Raw genomic sequence first — 17561 nt, forward strand, 5'->3', positions numbered from 1 at the left:
GTGCTCATCGCTTCCGATCAGTTCCGCATCGTTGTCGGTCTCGGCAAGAGCGGCATGTCCCTGGTACGCCATCTGGCGCGCCGTGGGCTGCCCTTTGCCGTTGCTGACACCCGCGTGAACCCGCCGGAACTGGCCACGCTCAAGGCCGAGTATTCGGATGTGCAGGTGCGCTGTGGCGAATTAGACGTGGAGTTTCTTTGCACCGCCAGCGAGCTGCTGGTGAGCCCGGGACTGGCGGTCAGTACTCCAGCGCTGCAGGAAGCGAAAGCCCGCGGAGTTAAGTTGTCCGGGGATATCGAGCTGTTCGCTCGCGAAGCCAGGGCCCCGATCATTGCTATCACTGGTTCCAACGCTAAGAGCACCGTAACCACGCTAGTGGGCGAAATGGCAACAGCCGCAGGATGCAAAGTGGCAGTTGGCGGCAATCTCGGCACTCCGGCCCTTGATTTGCTCGATGACGAGGTCGAGCTTTACGTGTTGGAGCTGTCCAGCTTTCAGCTGGAAACCACCGAGCAGCTCAATGCCGAGGTGGCGACCTGCCTGAACATCAGCGAAGACCACATGGATCGCTACAGCGGCCTGCCGGCCTACCACCAGGCCAAGCATCGAATCTTTCGTGGTGCGCGCCAAGTGGTGGTCAACCGTGACGATCGCCTCAGTCGGCCATTGGTGGCTGATGATTTGCCCACTTGGACCTTCGGGCTCGGCAAACCCGACTTCAAGGGGTTTGGGCTGTTCGAGGATAAGGGTGAGAAATACCTGGCATTCCAGTTCGAAACCCTGATGCCGGTTCGTGAGTTGAAGATGCGTGGTGCGCATAATCAGTCCAATGCGCTGGCTGCGTTGGCGCTGGGTAATGCCGTTGGGCTTCCGTTCGAGCCGATGCTGGAGACGCTTCGCCAATTCGCCGGCTTGCCGCATCGCTGTCAGTGGGTTGGTCAGCGCCACGAAGTCAGTTATTACGACGATTCGAAAGCCACTAATGTTGGCGCCGCGCTGGCAGCGATCGAAGGGCTGGGTGCCGATATCGATGGCAAGCTGGTGCTGATCGCCGGTGGCGACGGCAAGGGCGCGGATTTCTCGGCGTTGCGTGCGCCCGTCACGCGGTACTGCCGCGCCGTCGTGTTGCTTGGTCGCGATGCGCAGCGTCTCGCTGAGTCTTTGGCTGATGCGACAACCATCGTTCGCGTCGCGACGCTGGAGGAGGCCGTGCAGAGCGCTGCCGAATACGCCGAGGAAGGCGATGCGGTATTGCTCTCGCCGGCCTGTGCCAGCCTGGACATGTTCAAGAACTTCGAAGAGCGCGGCCGCCTTTTCGCCTCTGCAGTGGAGGCGCTCAGCTGATGTTTGCCTTCCTGCGTCATGCACCGTCGCCACTGTTCGGCCGCCGCGGTCTGGATCTGGATTTTCCCATGCTCGCCGGCTGCCTGGCATTGCTTGGCCTCGGCCTGGTAATGATCACCTCGGCATCCTCCGAAGTGGCTGCGGTTAACTCCGGCAACCCGCTGTACCACATGATCCGCCACCTCATTTATGTGTTGCTGGGGCTTGGCGCCGGCACAGCCATGCTGCTGGTGCCGCTGTCGGTTTGGCAGCGCCTGGACTGGATGCTCCTGCTCGCCGCATTCGGTCTGTTGATCCTCGTTCTGTTGCCGGGCATTGGTCGGGAAGTGAACGGCTCCATGCGCTGGATCGGCTTCGGCGCATTCAACGTGCAGCCGTCGGAGCTGGCCAAAGTATTCGTGGTGATCTACCTGGCCGGGTATCTGGTGCGTCGTCAGGAAGAAGTCCGCGAGAGCATGTGGGGTTTCGCCAAGCCGTTCCTGGTGCTGCTGCCGATGGCGTTTCTGCTGCTGCTGGAGCCTGATTTCGGTGCCACGGTAGTCATGATGGGCGCCGCGGTAGCGATGCTGTTCCTCGGTGGCGTCGGGATGATCCGCTTCAGCCTGCTGGTAATCGCGGCGGTGGGCGCCGTGGTGGTGCTGGTGCAGACCCAGGAGTATCGTCTGCAGCGCCTGATCACCTTTACCGATCCTTGGGCCGATCAGTACGGCGCCGGCTATCAGCTTACCCAGGCATTGATCGCCTTCGGTCGCGGCGAGTGGTTCGGCGTCGGCCTCGGCAACAGCGTGCAGAAGCAGTTCTATTTGCCGGAAGCGCATACCGACTTCGTCTTTTCGGTGCTGGCCGAAGAGCTGGGGATGATTGGCGCGCTGGCAACCATCGCGCTATTCGCGTTCGTCGGCATCCGCGCACTGTATATCGGTCTCTGGGCAGAGAAGGCCAGGCAGTTCTTCGCCGCCTACGTTGCCTGGGGCCTGGCGTTTCTCTGGCTGGGTCAGTTTCTGATCAATGTCGGCGTGAACGTCGGCCTCTTGCCGACCAAGGGACTGACGCTGCCTTTTCTCAGCTATGGCGGCAGCTCGCTGGTGGTGACTTGCGCGAGCATGGCGCTGTTGCTGCGAATCGAATGGGAAAGCCGCACCGTGCTGGGCAGCGAGGATACCGACTTCGACGAAGCCGATTTCGCCGAGCCGCCGGCCAAGGAGGTCGCCCATGGCCGCTAATGTGCTGATCATGGCTGGCGGCACTGGCGGCCATGTCTTCCCTGCGCTGGCCTGTGCCCGCGAGTTTCAGGCACGGGGCTATGCCGTGCACTGGCTCGGCACGCCGCGTGGCATCGAGAACGAACTGGTGCCGGCCGCTGGCCTGCCGCTGCATCTGATCCAGATCAGTGGGCTGCGCGGCAAGAGCCTCGCATCGCTGATAAAGGCCCCAGTGCAGTTGGTTCGCTCGCTGTTCCAGGCACGCCGCATTGTTCGCGAGCTGCAACCAGTCTGCGTGCTGGGCATGGGTGGCTACGTGACTGGCCCGGGTGGGCTGGCCGCCAAGCTGGCGGGTGTGCCGCTGGTAATTCACGAGCAGAACGCCGTGGCTGGCACCGCCAACCGAAGCCTCGCGCCGCTCTCCAGCCGTGTTTGCGAAGCCTTTCCCGACACCTTCAAGTCCAGCGCCAAGCGCCGGACCACTGGCAACCCTGTGCGTGAAGAGCTGTTTCTGGAAACCCCGCGCGACACCCTGATTGGCCGCCGGCCACGCCTGTTGGTGCTGGGTGGCAGCCTGGGTGCCGAGCCCTTGAACAAGCTGTTGCCTGCGGCGTTGGCTCAGCTGCCTTTGAACTTGCGTCCGGAAGTATTTCACCAGGCTGGCAAGCAGCACGCCGAAATCACCACGCAACGCTATGCAGAAGCGAATGTAGAGGCGGAGGTCGCTCCCTTCATCAAGGACATGGCGCGCGCCTACGCCTGGGCCGATCTGGTGATCTGCCGTGCTGGTGCGCTCACCGTTTGCGAGCTGGCCGCAGCAGGCCTGCCGTCCTTCCTGGTGCCGCTGCCCCATGCGATCGACGACCACCAGACTCGTAACGCCGAATATCTGGCGAAGGAGGGCGCCGCCGTCCTTATGCCACAAGCCAAGACTGACGCGGCCGCGCTTGCCGCTCAGCTGACCGAGGTAATGATGCAGCCGGAAAAACTAAAGGCCATGGGGGCCACCGCGCGCCGTCTGGCTCGGCCCGACGCCACCCGCAGCGTGGTCGAAATCTGTCTGGAGGTGGCCCGTGGCTAAATCCCCCGCCGCGGTTAAAGCGGAAGTACGGCGCATGCGTCGCATCCGTCGCATTCACTTCGTCGGTATCGGCGGCGTTGGTATGTGCGGCATCGCTGAGGTATTGCTTAACCTCGGTTATGAAGTTTCCGGCTCCGATCTCAAGGAGTCTGCCAGTACCGATCGGTTGCAGAGTTTCGGTGCGCAGATCTTCATCGGCCATCAGGCCGGCAATGTTGCCGGTGCCGACGTGCTGGTAGTGTCCAGCGCTGTCAACTCGGCCAATCCGGAAGTTGCGCTGGCACTCGAGCAACGTATTCCAGTGGTTCCACGTGCCGAGATGCTCGCCGAACTGATGCGTTACAGGCATGGCATTGCGGTCGCCGGTACGCATGGTAAGACCACCACGACCAGCCTGCTTGCCTCGGTGTTTGCTGCTGGTGGACTCGATCCGACCTTCGTCATCGGCGGCCGTCTGACTGCGGCCGGCACCAACGCACAGTTGGGCAGCAGCCGTTACCTGATTGCCGAGGCCGATGAAAGCGATGCCAGCTTCCTCCACTTGCAGCCGATGGTGGCGGTAGTAACCAACATCGACGCCGATCATATGAGCACCTATGGCGGCGACTTCGGCAAGCTGAAGAAGACCTTCGTCGAGTTCCTGCACAACCTGCCGTTCTACGGTCTGGCCGTGCTCTGCGTCGATGATCCGTTCGTGCGCGAGATCATCCCGCAGATCGGCCGGCCAACCACGACCTACGGGTTCAGCGAAGACGCCGATGTACGCGCGATCAACATCCGCCAGGAAGGCATGCGCACCTACTTCACCGTGCTGCGCGACGGCTGCGAGCCGCTGGATGTGTCGGTGAACATGCCCGGCAACCACAATGTGCTCAATGCCTTGGCCACTATCGCTATCGCGACGGATGAAGGCATCGATGACGACGCCATCGTTCAGGGGCTCGCGGAGTTCGCGGGCGTTGGCCGCCGCTTCCAGGTCTACGGCGATCTGCCGGTCGAGAATGGCAGCGTGATGCTGGTCGACGATTACGGTCACCACCCGCGTGAAGTTGCGGCCGTGATCAAGGCGGTACGTGGAGGCTGGCCGGAGCGGCGCCTGGTGATGGTTTATCAGCCGCACCGCTTCAGCCGCACCCGCGACCTCTACGACGACTTCGTGCAAGTGCTCGGTGAATCAAACGTGTTGCTGCTGATGGAAGTCTATCCGGCTGGCGAGGAGCCGATACCTGGTGCCGACAGCCGTCAGCTGTGCCACAGCATCCGCCAGCGCGGGCAGCTGGATCCGATCTACGTCGAGCGTGGCGTCGACCTCGCTCCATTGGTCAAGCCGCTGCTGCGCGCCGGCGACATCCTGCTCTGCCAAGGTGCCGGCGATATCGGCGGGCTTGCGCCGCAATTGCTCAATAGCCCGCTATTCGGTGGCGATGGAACTGCGAGGAAATCCAAATGATGGCCCTGCATTCGACTCGGGATCCCAAAGCATTCGGCCGCGTCGCTGTGCTTTTTGGCGGCAGGAGTGCCGAGCGGGAAGTTTCCCTGAAGTCCGGCGCGGCGGTCCTCGCTGCGTTGCAGGAGGCAGGTGTAGATGCGTTCGGTATAGACGCCGGCGACGACCTGCTGCAACGCCTGGGTAACGAGCGTATCGATCACGCCTTTATCGTCCTGCACGGTCGTGGCGGAGAAGATGGCAGTATGCAAGGCCTGCTGGAATGCGCCGGCATCCCTTACACCGGCAGCGGCATCCTGGCATCGGCCCTGGCAATGGACAAGCTGCGCACCAAGCAGGTGTGGCAGAGCCTGGGGTTGCCGACACCGCAGCACGCCGTGCTGGCCACCGAAGACGATTGCAAGGCCGCTGCCGAAACGCTGGGCTTTCCGCTGATCGTCAAGCCGGCTCATGAGGGCTCGAGCATCGGCATGGCCAAGGTCGCCGGCATTGCCGAGCTGATCGACGCCTGGCGTGCCGCCAGTACCTACGATTCGCAGGTGCTGGTCGAGCAGTGGATACAAGGTCCGGAATTTACCGTTGCGGTGCTGCATGGCCAAGTGCTGCCGCCGATTGGCCTGGGCACCCCGCACAGCTTCTACGACTACGACGCCAAGTACTTGGCCTCCGATACCCAATACCGGATTCCTTGTGGCCTCGACGCCGCTCGGGAACAGGAACTCAAGATATTGTCCGCGCGCGCCTGCGAAGCGGTTGGTATTCGCGGCTGGGCCCGCGTTGACGTGATGCAGGATGCCGTTGGCAATTTCTGGTTGCTGGAAGTGAATACCGTACCCGGCATGACCGACCACAGTCTGGTGCCCATGGCGGCGCGTGCCGCCGGCCTGGATTTTCAGCAGTTGGTCTTGAGCATTCTCGATGACAGCCTCGAGGCGGGGAGCTAAAAATGATCGTCACGCTGCGCCATTCGCAACCCGGAAGCGGCCGAGCCTCGCGCAAGCCCGTGCAACGGGGCGCGAGCCGACTGGTGCAACCGCAGCCGCTTTCGCAGCGCCTGCCAAAGCCTAATCTCGCCGGCCTGAAGCGCTTCGTCTGGCCTGTGCTGCTGGTTGGGCTGGTAGTTGGCCTTTACGATCTGGGCGAGCGCCTGCTGCCCTATGCCGACCGGCCGATCGCCAAGGTCAGCGTGCAAGGTGAGCTGGGTTATGTCAGCCGTGAAGCGGTTCAGCAGCGTATCGCACCTTTTGTCGAACAGAGCTTCTTCAAGGTTGATCTGAACGGCATGCGTCACCAACTCGAACAGATGCCATGGATCGCTCACGTCGAAGTTCGCCGCGTCTGGCCGGACCAGGTGATGGTGCGTCTGGATGAGCAATTGCCGATTGCCCGCTGGGGGGGTGAAGCATTGCTTAACAATAAAGGACAGGCTTTCTCGCCGGATGACCTGAGCCGATATGAACACTTGCCACATTTATATGGTCCGAAGCGGGCCCAACAGCGTGTCATGCAGCAATACCAGATGCTCAGTCAGATGCTGCGCCCGCTGGGGTTCTCCATTTCCCGTCTTGAGCTGCGTGAACGTGGAAGCTGGTTTCTGACCACCAACCAGGGCATCGAGTTGCTGCTGGGCAGGGATCAGGTTGTAGAAAAAATGCGTCGCTTCACCGCCATCTATCAAAAGGCGCTGGAGCAGGAAAGCGAGAAGATCGCACGGATCGATTTGCGCTACGCGAACGGCCTGGCCGTCGCCTGGCATGAGCCGGTCCCGACTGCGGCGGATACGACCGTTGCTGCGAAGAATTGAGGAATGAAACACATGTCGAGCGTGCAAAGCGGCAAGATGATCGTCGGCCTGGACATCGGCACCTCCAAGGTGGTGGCGCTGGTGGGCGAGGTGACCGCCGATGGTGAGCTGGAAATCGTTGGGATCGGTACCCACCCCTCGCGCGGGCTTAAGAAGGGCGTGGTGGTCAACATCGAGTCCACTGTGCAGTCGATTCAGCGCGCCATCGAGGAAGCTCAGCTGATGGCCGGCTGCCGCATCCATTCGGCCTTCGTTGGCCTGGCCGGTAACCATATTCGCAGCCTGAACTCCCACGGCATCGTCGCGATCCGCGACCGTGAAGTCAGCGCCGCCGATCTGGAGCGGGTGCTCGATGCCGCACAGGCGGTCGCGATCCCTGCGGATCAGCGTGTGCTGCATACGCTGCCTCAGGACTACGTGATCGACAACCAGGAAGGTGTACGCGAGCCGCTGGGCATGTCCGGTGTTCGCCTTGAGGCCAAGGTCCACGTGGTCACCTGTGCAGTGAATGCTGCGCAGAATGTCGAGAAGTGCGTGCGTCGCTGCGGTCTCGAGGTGGACGACATCATCCTCGAGCAACTGGCCTCGGCCCATGCCGTGCTGACTGATGATGAGAAGGAGCTGGGTGTCTGCCTGGTAGACATCGGCGGTGGCACCACTGATATCTGCATCTTCACCGAAGGCGCGATTCGTCACACGGCGGTCATTCCGATCGCTGGCGACCAGGTCACCAATGACATTGCCATGGCACTGCGCACGCCGACTCAGTATGCCGAAGAGATCAAGATTCGCTATGCTTGCGCGTTGGCCAAGCTGGCAGGCGCAGGCGAGACCATCAAGGTCCCCAGTGTCGGCGATCGTCCGCCGCGCGAGCTCTCTCGCCAGGCTTTGGCAGAGGTTGTCGAGCCGCGTTACGACGAGCTCTTCACGCTGATCCAGGCCGAGTTGCGGCGCAGCGGATACGAGGATCTGATTCCGGCCGGGATCGTCCTCACTGGCGGCACAGCGAAGATGGAAGGAGCCATCGACCTGGCCGAAGAAATCTTCCATATGCCGGTGCGCCTTGGCGTGCCGCACGGGGTCAAGGGACTGGCCGACGTAGTACGCAACCCAATCTATTCGACGGGCGTGGGCCTGCTGCTGTACGGACTGCACAAGCAGACCGACGGCAATCCCATGCCTGGCATCGGCAATTTCGCCGAAGACTCAAAGACGTCTGTTCTGGATCGGCTCAAGGGCTGGATTCAGGGCAATTTTTAAGCAGTGCGCTGTAAAACCAAAACTAGAAAGCTGGAAGGAGAGAGGGAAATGTTCGAACTCGTAGATCATACCCCGCAAAGTGCAGTCATCAAGGTCATCGGTGTCGGCGGTGGCGGTGGCAATGCCGTGAACCATATGGTTCGCAACAACGTCGAAGGCGTCGAATTCATCTGCGCCAACACTGATGCCCAGGCGCTCAAGAAAGTCGAAGCGCGCACCGTGCTGCAACTCGGCTCGGCCATCACCAAGGGCTTGGGTGCCGGTACCAATCCGGATATCGGTCGCCAGGCTGCAATGGAAGATCGTGAGCGCATCGCCGAAGTGCTGGAAGGTGCCGACATGGTGTTCATCACCACCGGTATGGGTGGCGGCACCGGTACCGGCGCTGCGCCGATCATTGCTTCGGTAGCCAAGGAAATGGGCATCCTTACCGTCGCAGTGGTCACCCGTCCATTCCCCTTCGAGGGCCGTCGCCGCATGCAGGTGGCCGATGAAGGCATCCGCGCGCTGTCCGATTGCGTCGATTCCTTGATCACCATTCCCAACGAGAAGCTGCTGACCATTCTAGGCAAGGACGCCAGCCTGCTGGCCGCCTTCGCCAAGGCCGATGACGTGCTGGCTGGTGCGGTCCGTGGCATCTCCGACATCATGCAGCGTCCTGGTCTGATGAACGTCGACTTCGCCGACGTCAAGACCGTCATGGGCGAGATGGGCATGGCGATGATGGGTACCGGCTGTGCCACCGGCCCGAACCGTGCTCGCGAGGCCACCGAGGCGGCCATTCGCAACCCGCTGCTGGAAGACGTCAATCTGCAGGGCGCCCGCGGCATCCTGGTGAACATCACTGCTGGGCTGGACCTGTCCCTCGGCGAATACGCTGCGGTTGGCGAAATCATCGAAGCGTTTGCCTCCGATGAAGCGACCGTCAAGGTCGGTGCCGTCATTGATCCCGACATGACCGATGAGCTGCATGTCACCGTTGTCGCGACCGGCCTTGGTCCGCGTCATGAAAAGCCGGTCAAGGTGGTGGACAACACCGTGCAGACCACCGTTGCTGCTTCCGCCGCACCGGCGCAGCGTCAACAAGAGCACGCGGCAGTCAACTATCGTGATCTGGAGCGCCCGACCGTAATGCGCAATCAGGCCCATGCAGCTGCCACTGCGGCGAAGATGAACCCGCAAGAGGATCTGGATTATCTGGACATTCCTGCATTCCTGCGTCGTCAGGCCGATTGATTGAAGTTATCAGGAGTATTGTTGTGATTGGTGTTCAGCAAAGTTGGCTTCTGCTATTATCGCCGCCAATTGTTGAAAACAATTCGCAACTAGCGCTATAGCGAAGCAAAAGGCCATGATCAGACAACGCACACTAAAGAACATCATTCGCGCCACTGGCGTCGGCTTGCATTCGGGTGAAAAGGTTTATCTCACCCTGAAACCGGCACCGGTGGACACTGGAATCGTGTTCTGTCGTACCGACCTCAATCCACCCGTGGAGATTCCTGCGCGGGCGGAGAACGTTGGCGAAACCACCATGTCCACGACGCTGGTCAGCGGTGACGTCAAGGTCGATACAGTGGAGCATCTGTTGTCGGCAATGGCCGGCCTGGGGATCGACAATGCCTACGTCGAGCTCTCCGCGTCGGAAGTGCCAATCATGGACGGTAGCGCTGGGCCTTTCGTATTCCTGATTCAATCCGCCGGCCTGCAGGAGCAGGACGCCCACAAGAAGTTCATCCGCATCAAGCGTGAAGTGACTGTCGAGGAGGGTGACAAGCGCGCTACCTTCCTGCCCTTCGACGGCTTCAAGGTGAGCTTCGAGATTGATTTCGACCATCCTGTTTTCAAGGGTCGCACCCAGACTGCCAGTGTGGATTTCTCGAGTACTTCCTTCGTCAAGGAAGTCAGCCGTGCACGCACCTTCGGGTTTATGCGCGACATCGAGTTCCTGCGCTCGCATAATCTGGCGCTCGGCGGCAGCGTTGAAAACGCCATCGTGGTGGACGAAACCAGTGTGCTGAACGAGGACGGCCTGCGTTACGAGGACGAATTCGTTAAGCACAAGATTCTCGATGCCATTGGTGATCTCTACTTGCTGGGAACCAGCCTGATCGGCGAATTCCGCGGCTATAAATCCGGCCACGCGTTGAACAACCGCTTGCTACGTACCCTGATGGAACAAAAGGATGCGTGGGAACTGGTGACCTTCGATGACCCGCAGACCGCACCGATCTCCTACATGCGTCCGGTGGCAGCCGGCTAGCTGTACCTCTCTTCCAAAATTTAAGGCCACCCTCGGGTGGCCTTTTTTTGTGCTCGTCACTGCCAGCAAGGCGGAGCGAATACGCCGTCGCCTGATGACGAGGCTCGGCGCAGCACTGATACGCCCAATCTAGTTCATGCCGTCGAGCAACCCCGCCAAATCATCGGCGTGCTCTTCCTCCTGCGCTAGGATGTCCTCGAAGATGCGCCTGGTGGTGGGGTCTTTATCGCCGATGTACTGGACGATTTCTCTATAGCTATCGATAGCAATGCGTTCGGCTACCAGGTTTTCGAAGACCATGTCGCGCAACCCGTTGCCTTCGGTGTACTGCGCGTGGGCGCGCTCGGTCAGGCTATCGGGGTTGAAGTCTGGTTCACCACCCAGCTGCACAATACGCTCGGCGAGGCGGTCGGCATGTTGCTGCTCTTCGTTGGCGTGCTCAAGAAACTCGTCGGCGGCAGCGCCTGACTTAAGCCCTGTGGCCATGTAGTAGTGGCGCTTGTAGCGCAGATAGCAGACCAGCTCGGTCGCCAATGCGTCGTTCAACAGATTGATCACGACTTCCCGATCAGCCGAATAACTCTCGGTGACGGCGCCGTTCTCGACATGTTGGCGAGCCCGCTCGCGCAGACTCTGCTTATCGCTCAATTGTACGTAGCTCATCGCCATCTCCTGGTCTAGGTTCACCGCAGTTGCGGTGCTTCACGGGTCGCCAATTGAGATCGAGATGTTGGCGAAAAGTTTAGCTGGCAGGCTCATCCGGCGGCGCGGGTATTGGATCTGACTCGCCTGGCTCGTCTATTGGAACCGGGTCGCCCGGGTCCTCACGCTTGGGGTTGCCTTCTCGAGGCTGCTCGTACGGCATCGACATGCATATACTCCTTAGCTAAGTGCCCGTAGCAGCTCGTTCTTGCGCATTGTCGAGCGGCCGCGAATATCCCGTTCGCGGGCTTTTTGCATGAGTTCGTCACGAGTCATGTCGGCAAGCGCCGTGCTCGAGGACTTCGAGTTTCGCGCCGAGCCCTTGTTGGGTGATTTGCCTTGTCGAGTAGCGGCAGCCCGATGGGCCGAATCCTTGCGTTCGGCGCGCTTGGCGGTCTGGCTTTTGCTCCCGCCCGATCCGCCCTTGCGCTCGCCACCGCCGGATTGCTTGTTGACGGTGGCCCAGGCCCGTGCTTCGGCCTCTTTCTCGGGAACACCACGTTGCTCGTAGCTTTCTTCGATATGCTCGGCCTTTCGCTGCTGCTGGTCGCTGTATTTGGTTTTTTCTCCACGGGGCATGACGATGTCCTCCATTGGCCAGCAGGCGTGTGGCGTAGAGCGTCCACGCCTGCACCGGTGGGTGATCAGCGTAGATTGCGTTGGTTCTCGTCCAGCTGCTTGCAGGTCAGGAAGCCCTGGCCATCCACCCGGCCGGAGGCGTCAAAACTCACGTAGTAGGCCTGCTGCTTGCCATCGCGATTAAGAATGTAGTCATGGCATAGCCCAGGGACCGCCCTTCGTGCGCTGGCCTTCGAGGGCTCACCACCGATTGCCAGCACCCGCTCTTGGGACATGCCGGTTTCCACATCTCGTACCAATGGCTGATCGCGGAAGGTAATTCGATCGACGGGGTTCTGGACATTGCCCGAGCAACCGACGAGCAGTACCACTGGGGCGATGGCATAGATGGCGTGCTTGAACATGTGAATCCCTCATGGCGGATAGTGGATGGTCGTCTCTTTATGGCCGTTCGGCGGGGCTCAAGGTTCAACCGGCTGCTCCGATTACCGCGTCAACGGTCGCTCGGCGTGACGCGCCAAACGACATTGCCCACGTCATCGGCCACCAGCAGTGCGCCGGTCTTGTCCACCGCAACGCCTACCGGCCGGCCCAGGGCATCGCCCGACTGATTGACGAATCCGGTCAAGATATCCTCGGCTTCACCCTCCGGCACGCCGTCGCGGAAAGGGACGAAAATAACTTTGTATCCGCTGCGTGGCTTGCGATTCCAAGAACCATGCTGGCCGATAAACGCGCCACCGGCGTAGCGCTGCGGGAGCAGCTCGCCCTCATAGAAGGCGAGGCCGAGCGAAGATGTATGCGCGCCCAATGCATAGTCTGGAACGATGGCGCGTTCGACCCATTCCGGGCGTGGCGGCGTGACCCGCGCATCTACATGCTGGCCGAAGTAGCTGTAAGGCCACCCGTAGAAACCGCCGTCCCGGACCGAGGTCATGTAGTCCGGCACCAAATCGCTGCCAATTTCGTCGCGCTCGTTTACGGTAGTCCATAGCGCTCCGCTGTCCGGCTGCCAGGCAAGGCCGTTAGGGTTGCGCAAGCCTGAAGCGAACAAGCGCATGGTTCGAGCCTGGGGATCCACTTCCAGGATCGCTGCGCGGTTCTCCTCGGCCTCCATGCCGTTCTCGGCCACATTGCTGTTGGATCCGCTGGTTACGTAGAGACGCTTGCCGTCTTTGCTGGCAATGACGTTCTTGGTCCAGTGATGGTTGATCGGCCCTGCTGGAAGGTCCACCACCTTGCTCCCTGGCTCGGTTATTCGGATGGCATCTCTCTCATAGCGGAAGCGCAGCAGCGCGTCGGTATTGGCGACGTAGAAGTCGTTGCCGACCAGCGCCATGCCGAACGGAGAGTTGAGATTTTCCAGGAACGCAGTGCGCAGCTCCGGCTTGCCGTCTCCGTCACGATCACGCAGCAAGGTGATACGGTTTGCGCTTGGGCCGCCGGAGCCGGCGCGGGCCATGATCTTGCTGGCTATCCAGCCGCGCAGCCCCTGGCTCTGCTGCTTGGGCGGCGCGTCTGCCTCGGCGACCAGCACATCACCGTTGGGTAACACGTAGATCCAGCGTGGGTGGTCCAGGCCGCTGGCAAAGGCCTCGACGTGAAACCCAGGCGCAGCATGCGGTTTGACTCCATCCGGCCAGCCTTTGGCGGGTGCGATGTTTACGGTTGGCACCAGCGTTCTGTTCGGTTCCGGCAGCACTGGTCTCGGGCCATACCCGGACTCGACGGGCAGCTTGGCTGTTTCGCTGCATCCGGCCAGTGCAAGCAATGCAGTGCCGAATAGCAGGACGATTTTGGGGATATGCATGGCACCTACTGCTCCTGAGTTGATGGGATCCACTTGGTGCTAAGAGCGGCTGGCCCGACGGCGCTGCTTACGGGCAGCCCGTAATGCGGTGTGTCGTTCCAGGCGTGGCATCAGCACGAAGATAGCGAGGGCCAGAAGGGTACTTAGCACGGCCGTAGCCTCATGGCCGAGGCCGACTGCCACACCGATCGCTGCGGTAAGCCAGATGCCGGCTGCGGTGGTCAGGCCTTTGACATCTTCCGCTGAGCTGCCTTTGAGAATAGTCCCTGCACCAAGAAAGCCGATGCCAGTTACCAGGCCCTGGATAACCCTGGAGATGTCTTCATGGGTCATGCCTGCCTGTACCGGTACCAGTACGAACAGCGCTGCGCCGAGGGCTACCAGCATATGGGTACGCAGGCCGGCAGCTTTGCGTTTGCGCTCGCGCTCGTAGCCGAGCATGCCCCCAAGAATCGAAGCGATCAGTAGCCGGCTACTAACTCTCGTCGCATCTTCCAGATCGGTAATATCGGAGAACTCCGACGCAACAGTGCTGGAGATGATTGCCCACCATTCCATGTCGCTCTCCAAGCCAGGTTTATTCTGATATGGAGTCATGATGGTGGGGAGGGTTCGCTAGTCGGTCACCTCGAAACGTAGCATGCCGATCATCTGGCCAGCCTCAGTGACGACCCGCACACGCCATCGACCCGCGGGGGCTGGCGGGAAGTTGCGCTTGTGAGTCCAGGCGCGATAACCGGCTTCGCGACCGCCGCTGATGTCCAGCGCGATACGGTCGACGCGCCGGTTGTTGTGCGTCCACTCGTGGTAGATCCGTTCCTTGAGGCCGCGCGGGGCGTTGATCGCAGTGTATGCGTAGAGCCCGTTAGCGGTCAGCTCGGCGCTGCTCAGCTGCCGCAGCCCCTTGCCTGGTTTGCGCTGGCGGTCATCGAGGCTCATGGTCACTGCAACGTCGGTCAACCATAGGGTTGCCGGAGGAACCCAGGTCCGGCCCCACCAGCCTGCCGCTCCAAGCGCCACCGCCAGCAACACGATGCCGGGCACGGTGCGCCAACTCCAGCGCGGGAACAGGCCGCTCAGGCTTGGCAGCGCCAGCACCACTGCGACCGCTAGGGCCAGCTGATAGCTCTGGGGAGTGGAAAGATGAAAGATGATTGGCAGTGCGGTCAGCAGAACGGCGAACAGTGTCAACGCATGGAAGCCGAGGTAGACCCAGCGTCTTGGTGCCAGCCACTTGTAGTAAAGCGGATCGATCAGCGACACGAGCGCAGCGGCGCCAAGCAACCCAGTAAACACGGCTTGCCCACTGTTCCAAGTGGTGGTGATGAAGAAGAACGGGATGATGAAGAACAGGGTTTCCTGATGCACCATCTGGGTGGCGTAGCGCAGCAGTGGTGGTGGCACCTGCCAGCCGAACCAGCGATGCAGGACGCGGCGCAGGCTGGATTCGAGCACCAGCCACAGCCAACTGACCAGCATGACCAGGGCCACCACCTTAGCCAGGCCGGCATGGCGCTCCACCAGTACGAAGCTGGCTACGCCGGAAACGAAGCCGAATAACGCGACGGTGCCTGGGTAGCGACGAATCAGCTGGCTGATCAGTTCGAACAAGCGCGAGAGCAGCGGTGTGAGGGGCATGGTGGGTCCGGATACAGCGTGCTAGCTAGCAGTATCGAGCACGCCTGGGCAGGCGCAAGCGTGTGGTTTCGCTCGCAGGGCTGCATGGTACCGCGGACGCACTCTCTCGGGCGGGGCGAACGGCGCCGCGGTTGGCGACGCCGGCCGCAGCGATGGATTAATCCTCTATTAGCGGTACCTGCTGCGCTGCTGTCTGTTCTGGCATCGCAGATGAGTGGTGACTGGTAATCAGCCATTGCTTGGTGTCATCGAACCACTTGTAGGTGAAGGTGTAACGCGCCGGAACGCTACTGCCATCGCCAAGTTGAAAGTTGTAGACCCCGGTATCGAGCGCGCTGTTGCAGTCGATCATGATCATCCGCGAGAGGATTTCGCCTTTCGGTTTGAGCGCGAGAAAGTGTTCGAAATAGTCCAGTTTGGCTCCCGGGGTCTGTCGGGGCGTATTGGATACCGTCGGTAGCAGCAGCGAGTCCGGCGCATAATTTTCCACTACTCGATGTGGATCACCGGATTGGACATCAGTGTTCCAGCGGTCGAACAAGGCGGCGACCTGGGTTTCATCGGTCTTATGGCAAGTCTGGTTGTCCGCCAACACGGCGAATGGGGCGAGAGATAGTAATAGGGGGAGGGCGTATTTCATGCTGTCACTCGTAGCCGGTGGTCGATTTGCGGAGTGGCTCCGCAGCGGTACTGCACATCGTGGTTACGTCATGCACAGCTGTGACCGTCCGGGACCGCCGTTATTCCCGCCAGCGGTCAGTCAGGGACGAAGTGCAGACTCGATGGCTTCACGGACATCTGTGTAGGAGCGGACCGCTTCCGGCGTCAAGCTAACCAGCGGCAGGCGGACGGTCTCGCACACCTGGTGCATGAAATCCTGATCGGCTTCGGGCTCATCGATATTGATGACGCAGACAGGGAAAAGATCATTCTTGTCGCACAGCAAAAAATCGAAGCGAGCGGCAGCGATACGGTTGGTGGCTTGATACCAATGGGCTCGCCGTGGAATGGCGGTAACCTCTACTACATCCGCGACGCTTACCTTCGACAGGATCAGGTATCGATCACCGACGCTCCGGTGCAGCATTTCAAGCAGCTCGCGTTCGGCTGGCGAAAAAAATGGTGCCTTGAGGCTGTAGGGAAATTGCAGCGCAGGGTGGTTTAGCTGACGGTTCTTTACGAAGAACACCAAAACGAAGCAGACGAACGCGACGAGCGTCATGGCAAGCCAGCTCATCACGCAACACCTGAACGAATGTGTGCTGCAGGGCTTCTGTACTTAGGCATCGGCGGCCTCCTGACGTTAAGCGGAACCTGTGGTCAGTTGAGTCTAAAAGCAGGAAAACGTTCGTGTGCTTATCCACCGCAGCTGTGCGTCGTGCTGTGGATAAGCTTGGGGCTGTTCACTGCGAAGTAGATGGCACTAGGCGCTGAGGTGGCTGATCAATAAATGACCGTTTCGCTCCAGAATGGCCGGTGGGCTAAAAAACTTAGGCTTTCCCGGCCGGCTCGCCCGCTTATCCACCGTAGCTGTGGACGCTGCTGTGGATAAGGTGGGGGGTTAGTGCTGCAAGCTGCACAGATCGTAGCTTTCAAGGTGTAGATTGAATTTTGATCAGCGTGCCTGCATTACCATCAAGGGTCAAAGCGGTCTGTCTTCGCCCAACGACTATGCGTTGGCGGCTCCCACGCATCGAGTAGCTTGATGAGTGCTTGCGGCTGGTCGCTGCGCTGTAGCATCTCGCGATGTTGCGCACGCACGAAGCCTTCTTCGACCAGGTGATCTAGGAAGTGGCTGAGCTTGCTGTAGAAGTGATTGACGTCTAGCAGTCCAAGCGGTTTGGGATGGTAGCCGAGCTGGCCCCAGGTCCAGACCTCGAAGAGTTCTTCCAGTGTTCCCAGCCCGCCAGGCAGGGCAATAAAGGCATCGGCCAGTTCTGCCATGCGCGCTTTGCGCGCGTGCATGCCGTCGACCACTTCCAAGCGGGTAAGGCCGGTATGACCAACCTCGGCATCTTTCAGGCTTTGGGGAATGATGCCGATAACCTCGCCACCGGCAGCCATGGTGGCGTCTGCAACCACCCCCATCAACCCGACTGCGCCGCCGCCGTAGATCAGTTGAATGCCGTTAGCGGCCAGCGTGCGGCCGAGATTGTGGGCCGCTTGTTCATAAATGGGGTTTGAGCCGCGGCTGGCGCCGCAGAAAACGCAAATGGAACGCAGGGACATCTTCTACTCCGCTCATTGGGGCTTGCGCAAGGTTACGCCGCCGACCTCATGTGGCCAAGTGGACCAACCCATCAGCGCAAACGCAGTGAGTCAGCGTGCGTCGGCGGCGGATGCATAGGCAGCGAACAGATGCTTGAGCAGAAAGCGGCTGGACATAATCGATCCCCTCGAAAAGCATTACGTCCATCCTAGGGCGGTGAAG

The 17561-nt window shown here is 60.7% G+C and carries 18 protein-coding genes; 9 read left to right on the plus strand and 9 right to left on the minus strand.

All coding sequences use genetic code 11. From position 1 onward, the window contains the following. The 9 genes from murD to lpxC all read left to right on the plus strand — a co-directional run bounded on the left by murD (position 1) and on the right by lpxC (position 10401). Positions 1 to 1344 carry a UDP-N-acetylmuramoyl-L-alanine--D-glutamate ligase gene (gene murD / locus CXK91_RS05155; RefSeq protein WP_103455225.1) on the plus strand — a complete coding sequence of 448 codons (1344 nt, stop codon included), beginning with the start codon at positions 1 to 3 and terminating at the stop codon, positions 1342 to 1344. Continuing rightward, positions 1344 to 2567, plus strand: a complete 1224-nt coding sequence (gene ftsW, locus CXK91_RS05160) for a putative lipid II flippase FtsW (protein WP_103455226.1) — start codon at positions 1344 to 1346, stop codon at positions 2565 to 2567. The genes murD and ftsW overlap by 1 nt, the downstream gene beginning before the upstream one ends. Next, a complete protein-coding gene (gene murG / locus CXK91_RS05165; protein ID WP_103455227.1) occupies positions 2557 to 3627 on the plus strand; it encodes an undecaprenyldiphospho-muramoylpentapeptide beta-N-acetylglucosaminyltransferase in 1071 nt (356 codons plus the stop codon). Before ftsW ends, murG begins: the two co-directional genes overlap by 11 nt. Further along, complete coding sequence (gene murC, locus CXK91_RS05170; protein WP_103455228.1) at positions 3620 to 5077, plus strand: UDP-N-acetylmuramate--L-alanine ligase; 1458 nt, start codon at positions 3620 to 3622, stop codon at positions 5075 to 5077. The genes murG and murC overlap by 8 nt, the downstream gene beginning before the upstream one ends. Continuing rightward, on the plus strand, positions 5074 to 6018 hold the full coding sequence (locus tag CXK91_RS05175; RefSeq protein WP_103455229.1) for a D-alanine--D-alanine ligase: 945 nt from the start codon (positions 5074 to 5076) through the stop codon (positions 6016 to 6018). Before murC ends, CXK91_RS05175 begins: the two co-directional genes overlap by 4 nt. Before the next feature lie 2 nt (positions 6019 to 6020). Then, positions 6021 to 6878, plus strand: coding sequence for a cell division protein FtsQ/DivIB (locus CXK91_RS05180; RefSeq protein WP_103455230.1), 858 nt, complete (start codon positions 6021 to 6023; stop codon positions 6876 to 6878). Positions 6879 to 6890: 12 nt separating this feature from the next. After that, positions 6891 to 8138 (plus strand): cell division protein FtsA, encoded by a 1248-nt coding sequence (gene ftsA / locus CXK91_RS05185; protein WP_103455231.1) that lies wholly within the window; start codon positions 6891 to 6893, stop codon positions 8136 to 8138. A 48-nt stretch (positions 8139 to 8186) separates the two neighbouring features. Further along, positions 8187 to 9374: a cell division protein FtsZ gene (ftsZ, locus tag CXK91_RS05190; RefSeq protein WP_103455232.1), complete on the plus strand. Its 1188-nt coding sequence runs from the start codon at positions 8187 to 8189 to the stop codon at positions 9372 to 9374. A gap of 115 nt (positions 9375 to 9489) precedes the next feature. Beyond that, positions 9490 to 10401 carry a UDP-3-O-acyl-N-acetylglucosamine deacetylase gene (gene lpxC / locus CXK91_RS05195; protein ID WP_103455233.1) on the plus strand — a complete coding sequence of 304 codons (912 nt, stop codon included), beginning with the start codon at positions 9490 to 9492 and terminating at the stop codon, positions 10399 to 10401. 129 nt (positions 10402 to 10530) lie between these two features. Here lpxC and CXK91_RS05200 read toward each other — a convergent pair whose 3' ends face one another. From CXK91_RS05200 to CXK91_RS05240, 9 genes are all read right to left on the minus strand, one after another. Continuing rightward, on the minus strand, positions 10531 to 11064 hold the full coding sequence (locus CXK91_RS05200; protein WP_103455234.1) for a ferritin-like domain-containing protein: 534 nt from the start codon (positions 11062 to 11064) through the stop codon (positions 10531 to 10533). A 219-nt stretch (positions 11065 to 11283) separates the two neighbouring features. After that, entirely contained in the window at positions 11284 to 11682 is a 399-nt protein-coding gene (locus CXK91_RS05205) for a Rho termination factor N-terminal domain-containing protein (protein WP_103455235.1), read from the minus strand. Positions 11683 to 11747: 65 nt separating this feature from the next. After that, entirely contained in the window at positions 11748 to 12086 is a 339-nt protein-coding gene (gene osmE / locus CXK91_RS05210; protein ID WP_103455236.1) for an osmotically-inducible lipoprotein OsmE, read from the minus strand. Positions 12087 to 12175: 89 nt separating this feature from the next. Further along, complete coding sequence (locus CXK91_RS05215) at positions 12176 to 13492, minus strand: PQQ-dependent sugar dehydrogenase (RefSeq protein WP_103455237.1); 1317 nt, start codon at positions 13490 to 13492, stop codon at positions 12176 to 12178. 39 nt (positions 13493 to 13531) lie between these two features. Then, positions 13532 to 14050 carry an MgtC/SapB family protein gene (locus CXK91_RS05220; RefSeq protein ID WP_103455238.1) on the minus strand — a complete coding sequence of 173 codons (519 nt, stop codon included), beginning with the start codon at positions 14048 to 14050 and terminating at the stop codon, positions 13532 to 13534. 57 nt (positions 14051 to 14107) lie between these two features. Further along, positions 14108 to 15130 (minus strand): DUF5924 family protein, encoded by a 1023-nt coding sequence (locus CXK91_RS05225; RefSeq protein WP_103455239.1) that lies wholly within the window; start codon positions 15128 to 15130, stop codon positions 14108 to 14110. Positions 15131 to 15287: 157 nt separating this feature from the next. Then, positions 15288 to 15770 (minus strand): SgcJ/EcaC family oxidoreductase, encoded by a 483-nt coding sequence (locus CXK91_RS05230; RefSeq protein ID WP_103455240.1) that lies wholly within the window; start codon positions 15768 to 15770, stop codon positions 15288 to 15290. Positions 15771 to 15890: 120 nt separating this feature from the next. After that, entirely contained in the window at positions 15891 to 16367 is a 477-nt protein-coding gene (locus CXK91_RS05235; protein WP_103455241.1) for a DUF2726 domain-containing protein, read from the minus strand. Between the two features lie 398 nt (positions 16368 to 16765). Then, positions 16766 to 17359: a TIGR00730 family Rossman fold protein gene (locus tag CXK91_RS05240; protein ID WP_103455242.1), complete on the minus strand. Its 594-nt coding sequence runs from the start codon at positions 17357 to 17359 to the stop codon at positions 16766 to 16768. Positions 17360 to 17561: the final 202 nt, after the last annotated feature.

Source organism: Stutzerimonas stutzeri (genome assembly GCF_002909485.1).
Lineage (GTDB): Bacteria > Pseudomonadota > Gammaproteobacteria > Pseudomonadales > Pseudomonadaceae > Stutzerimonas > Stutzerimonas stutzeri_AH.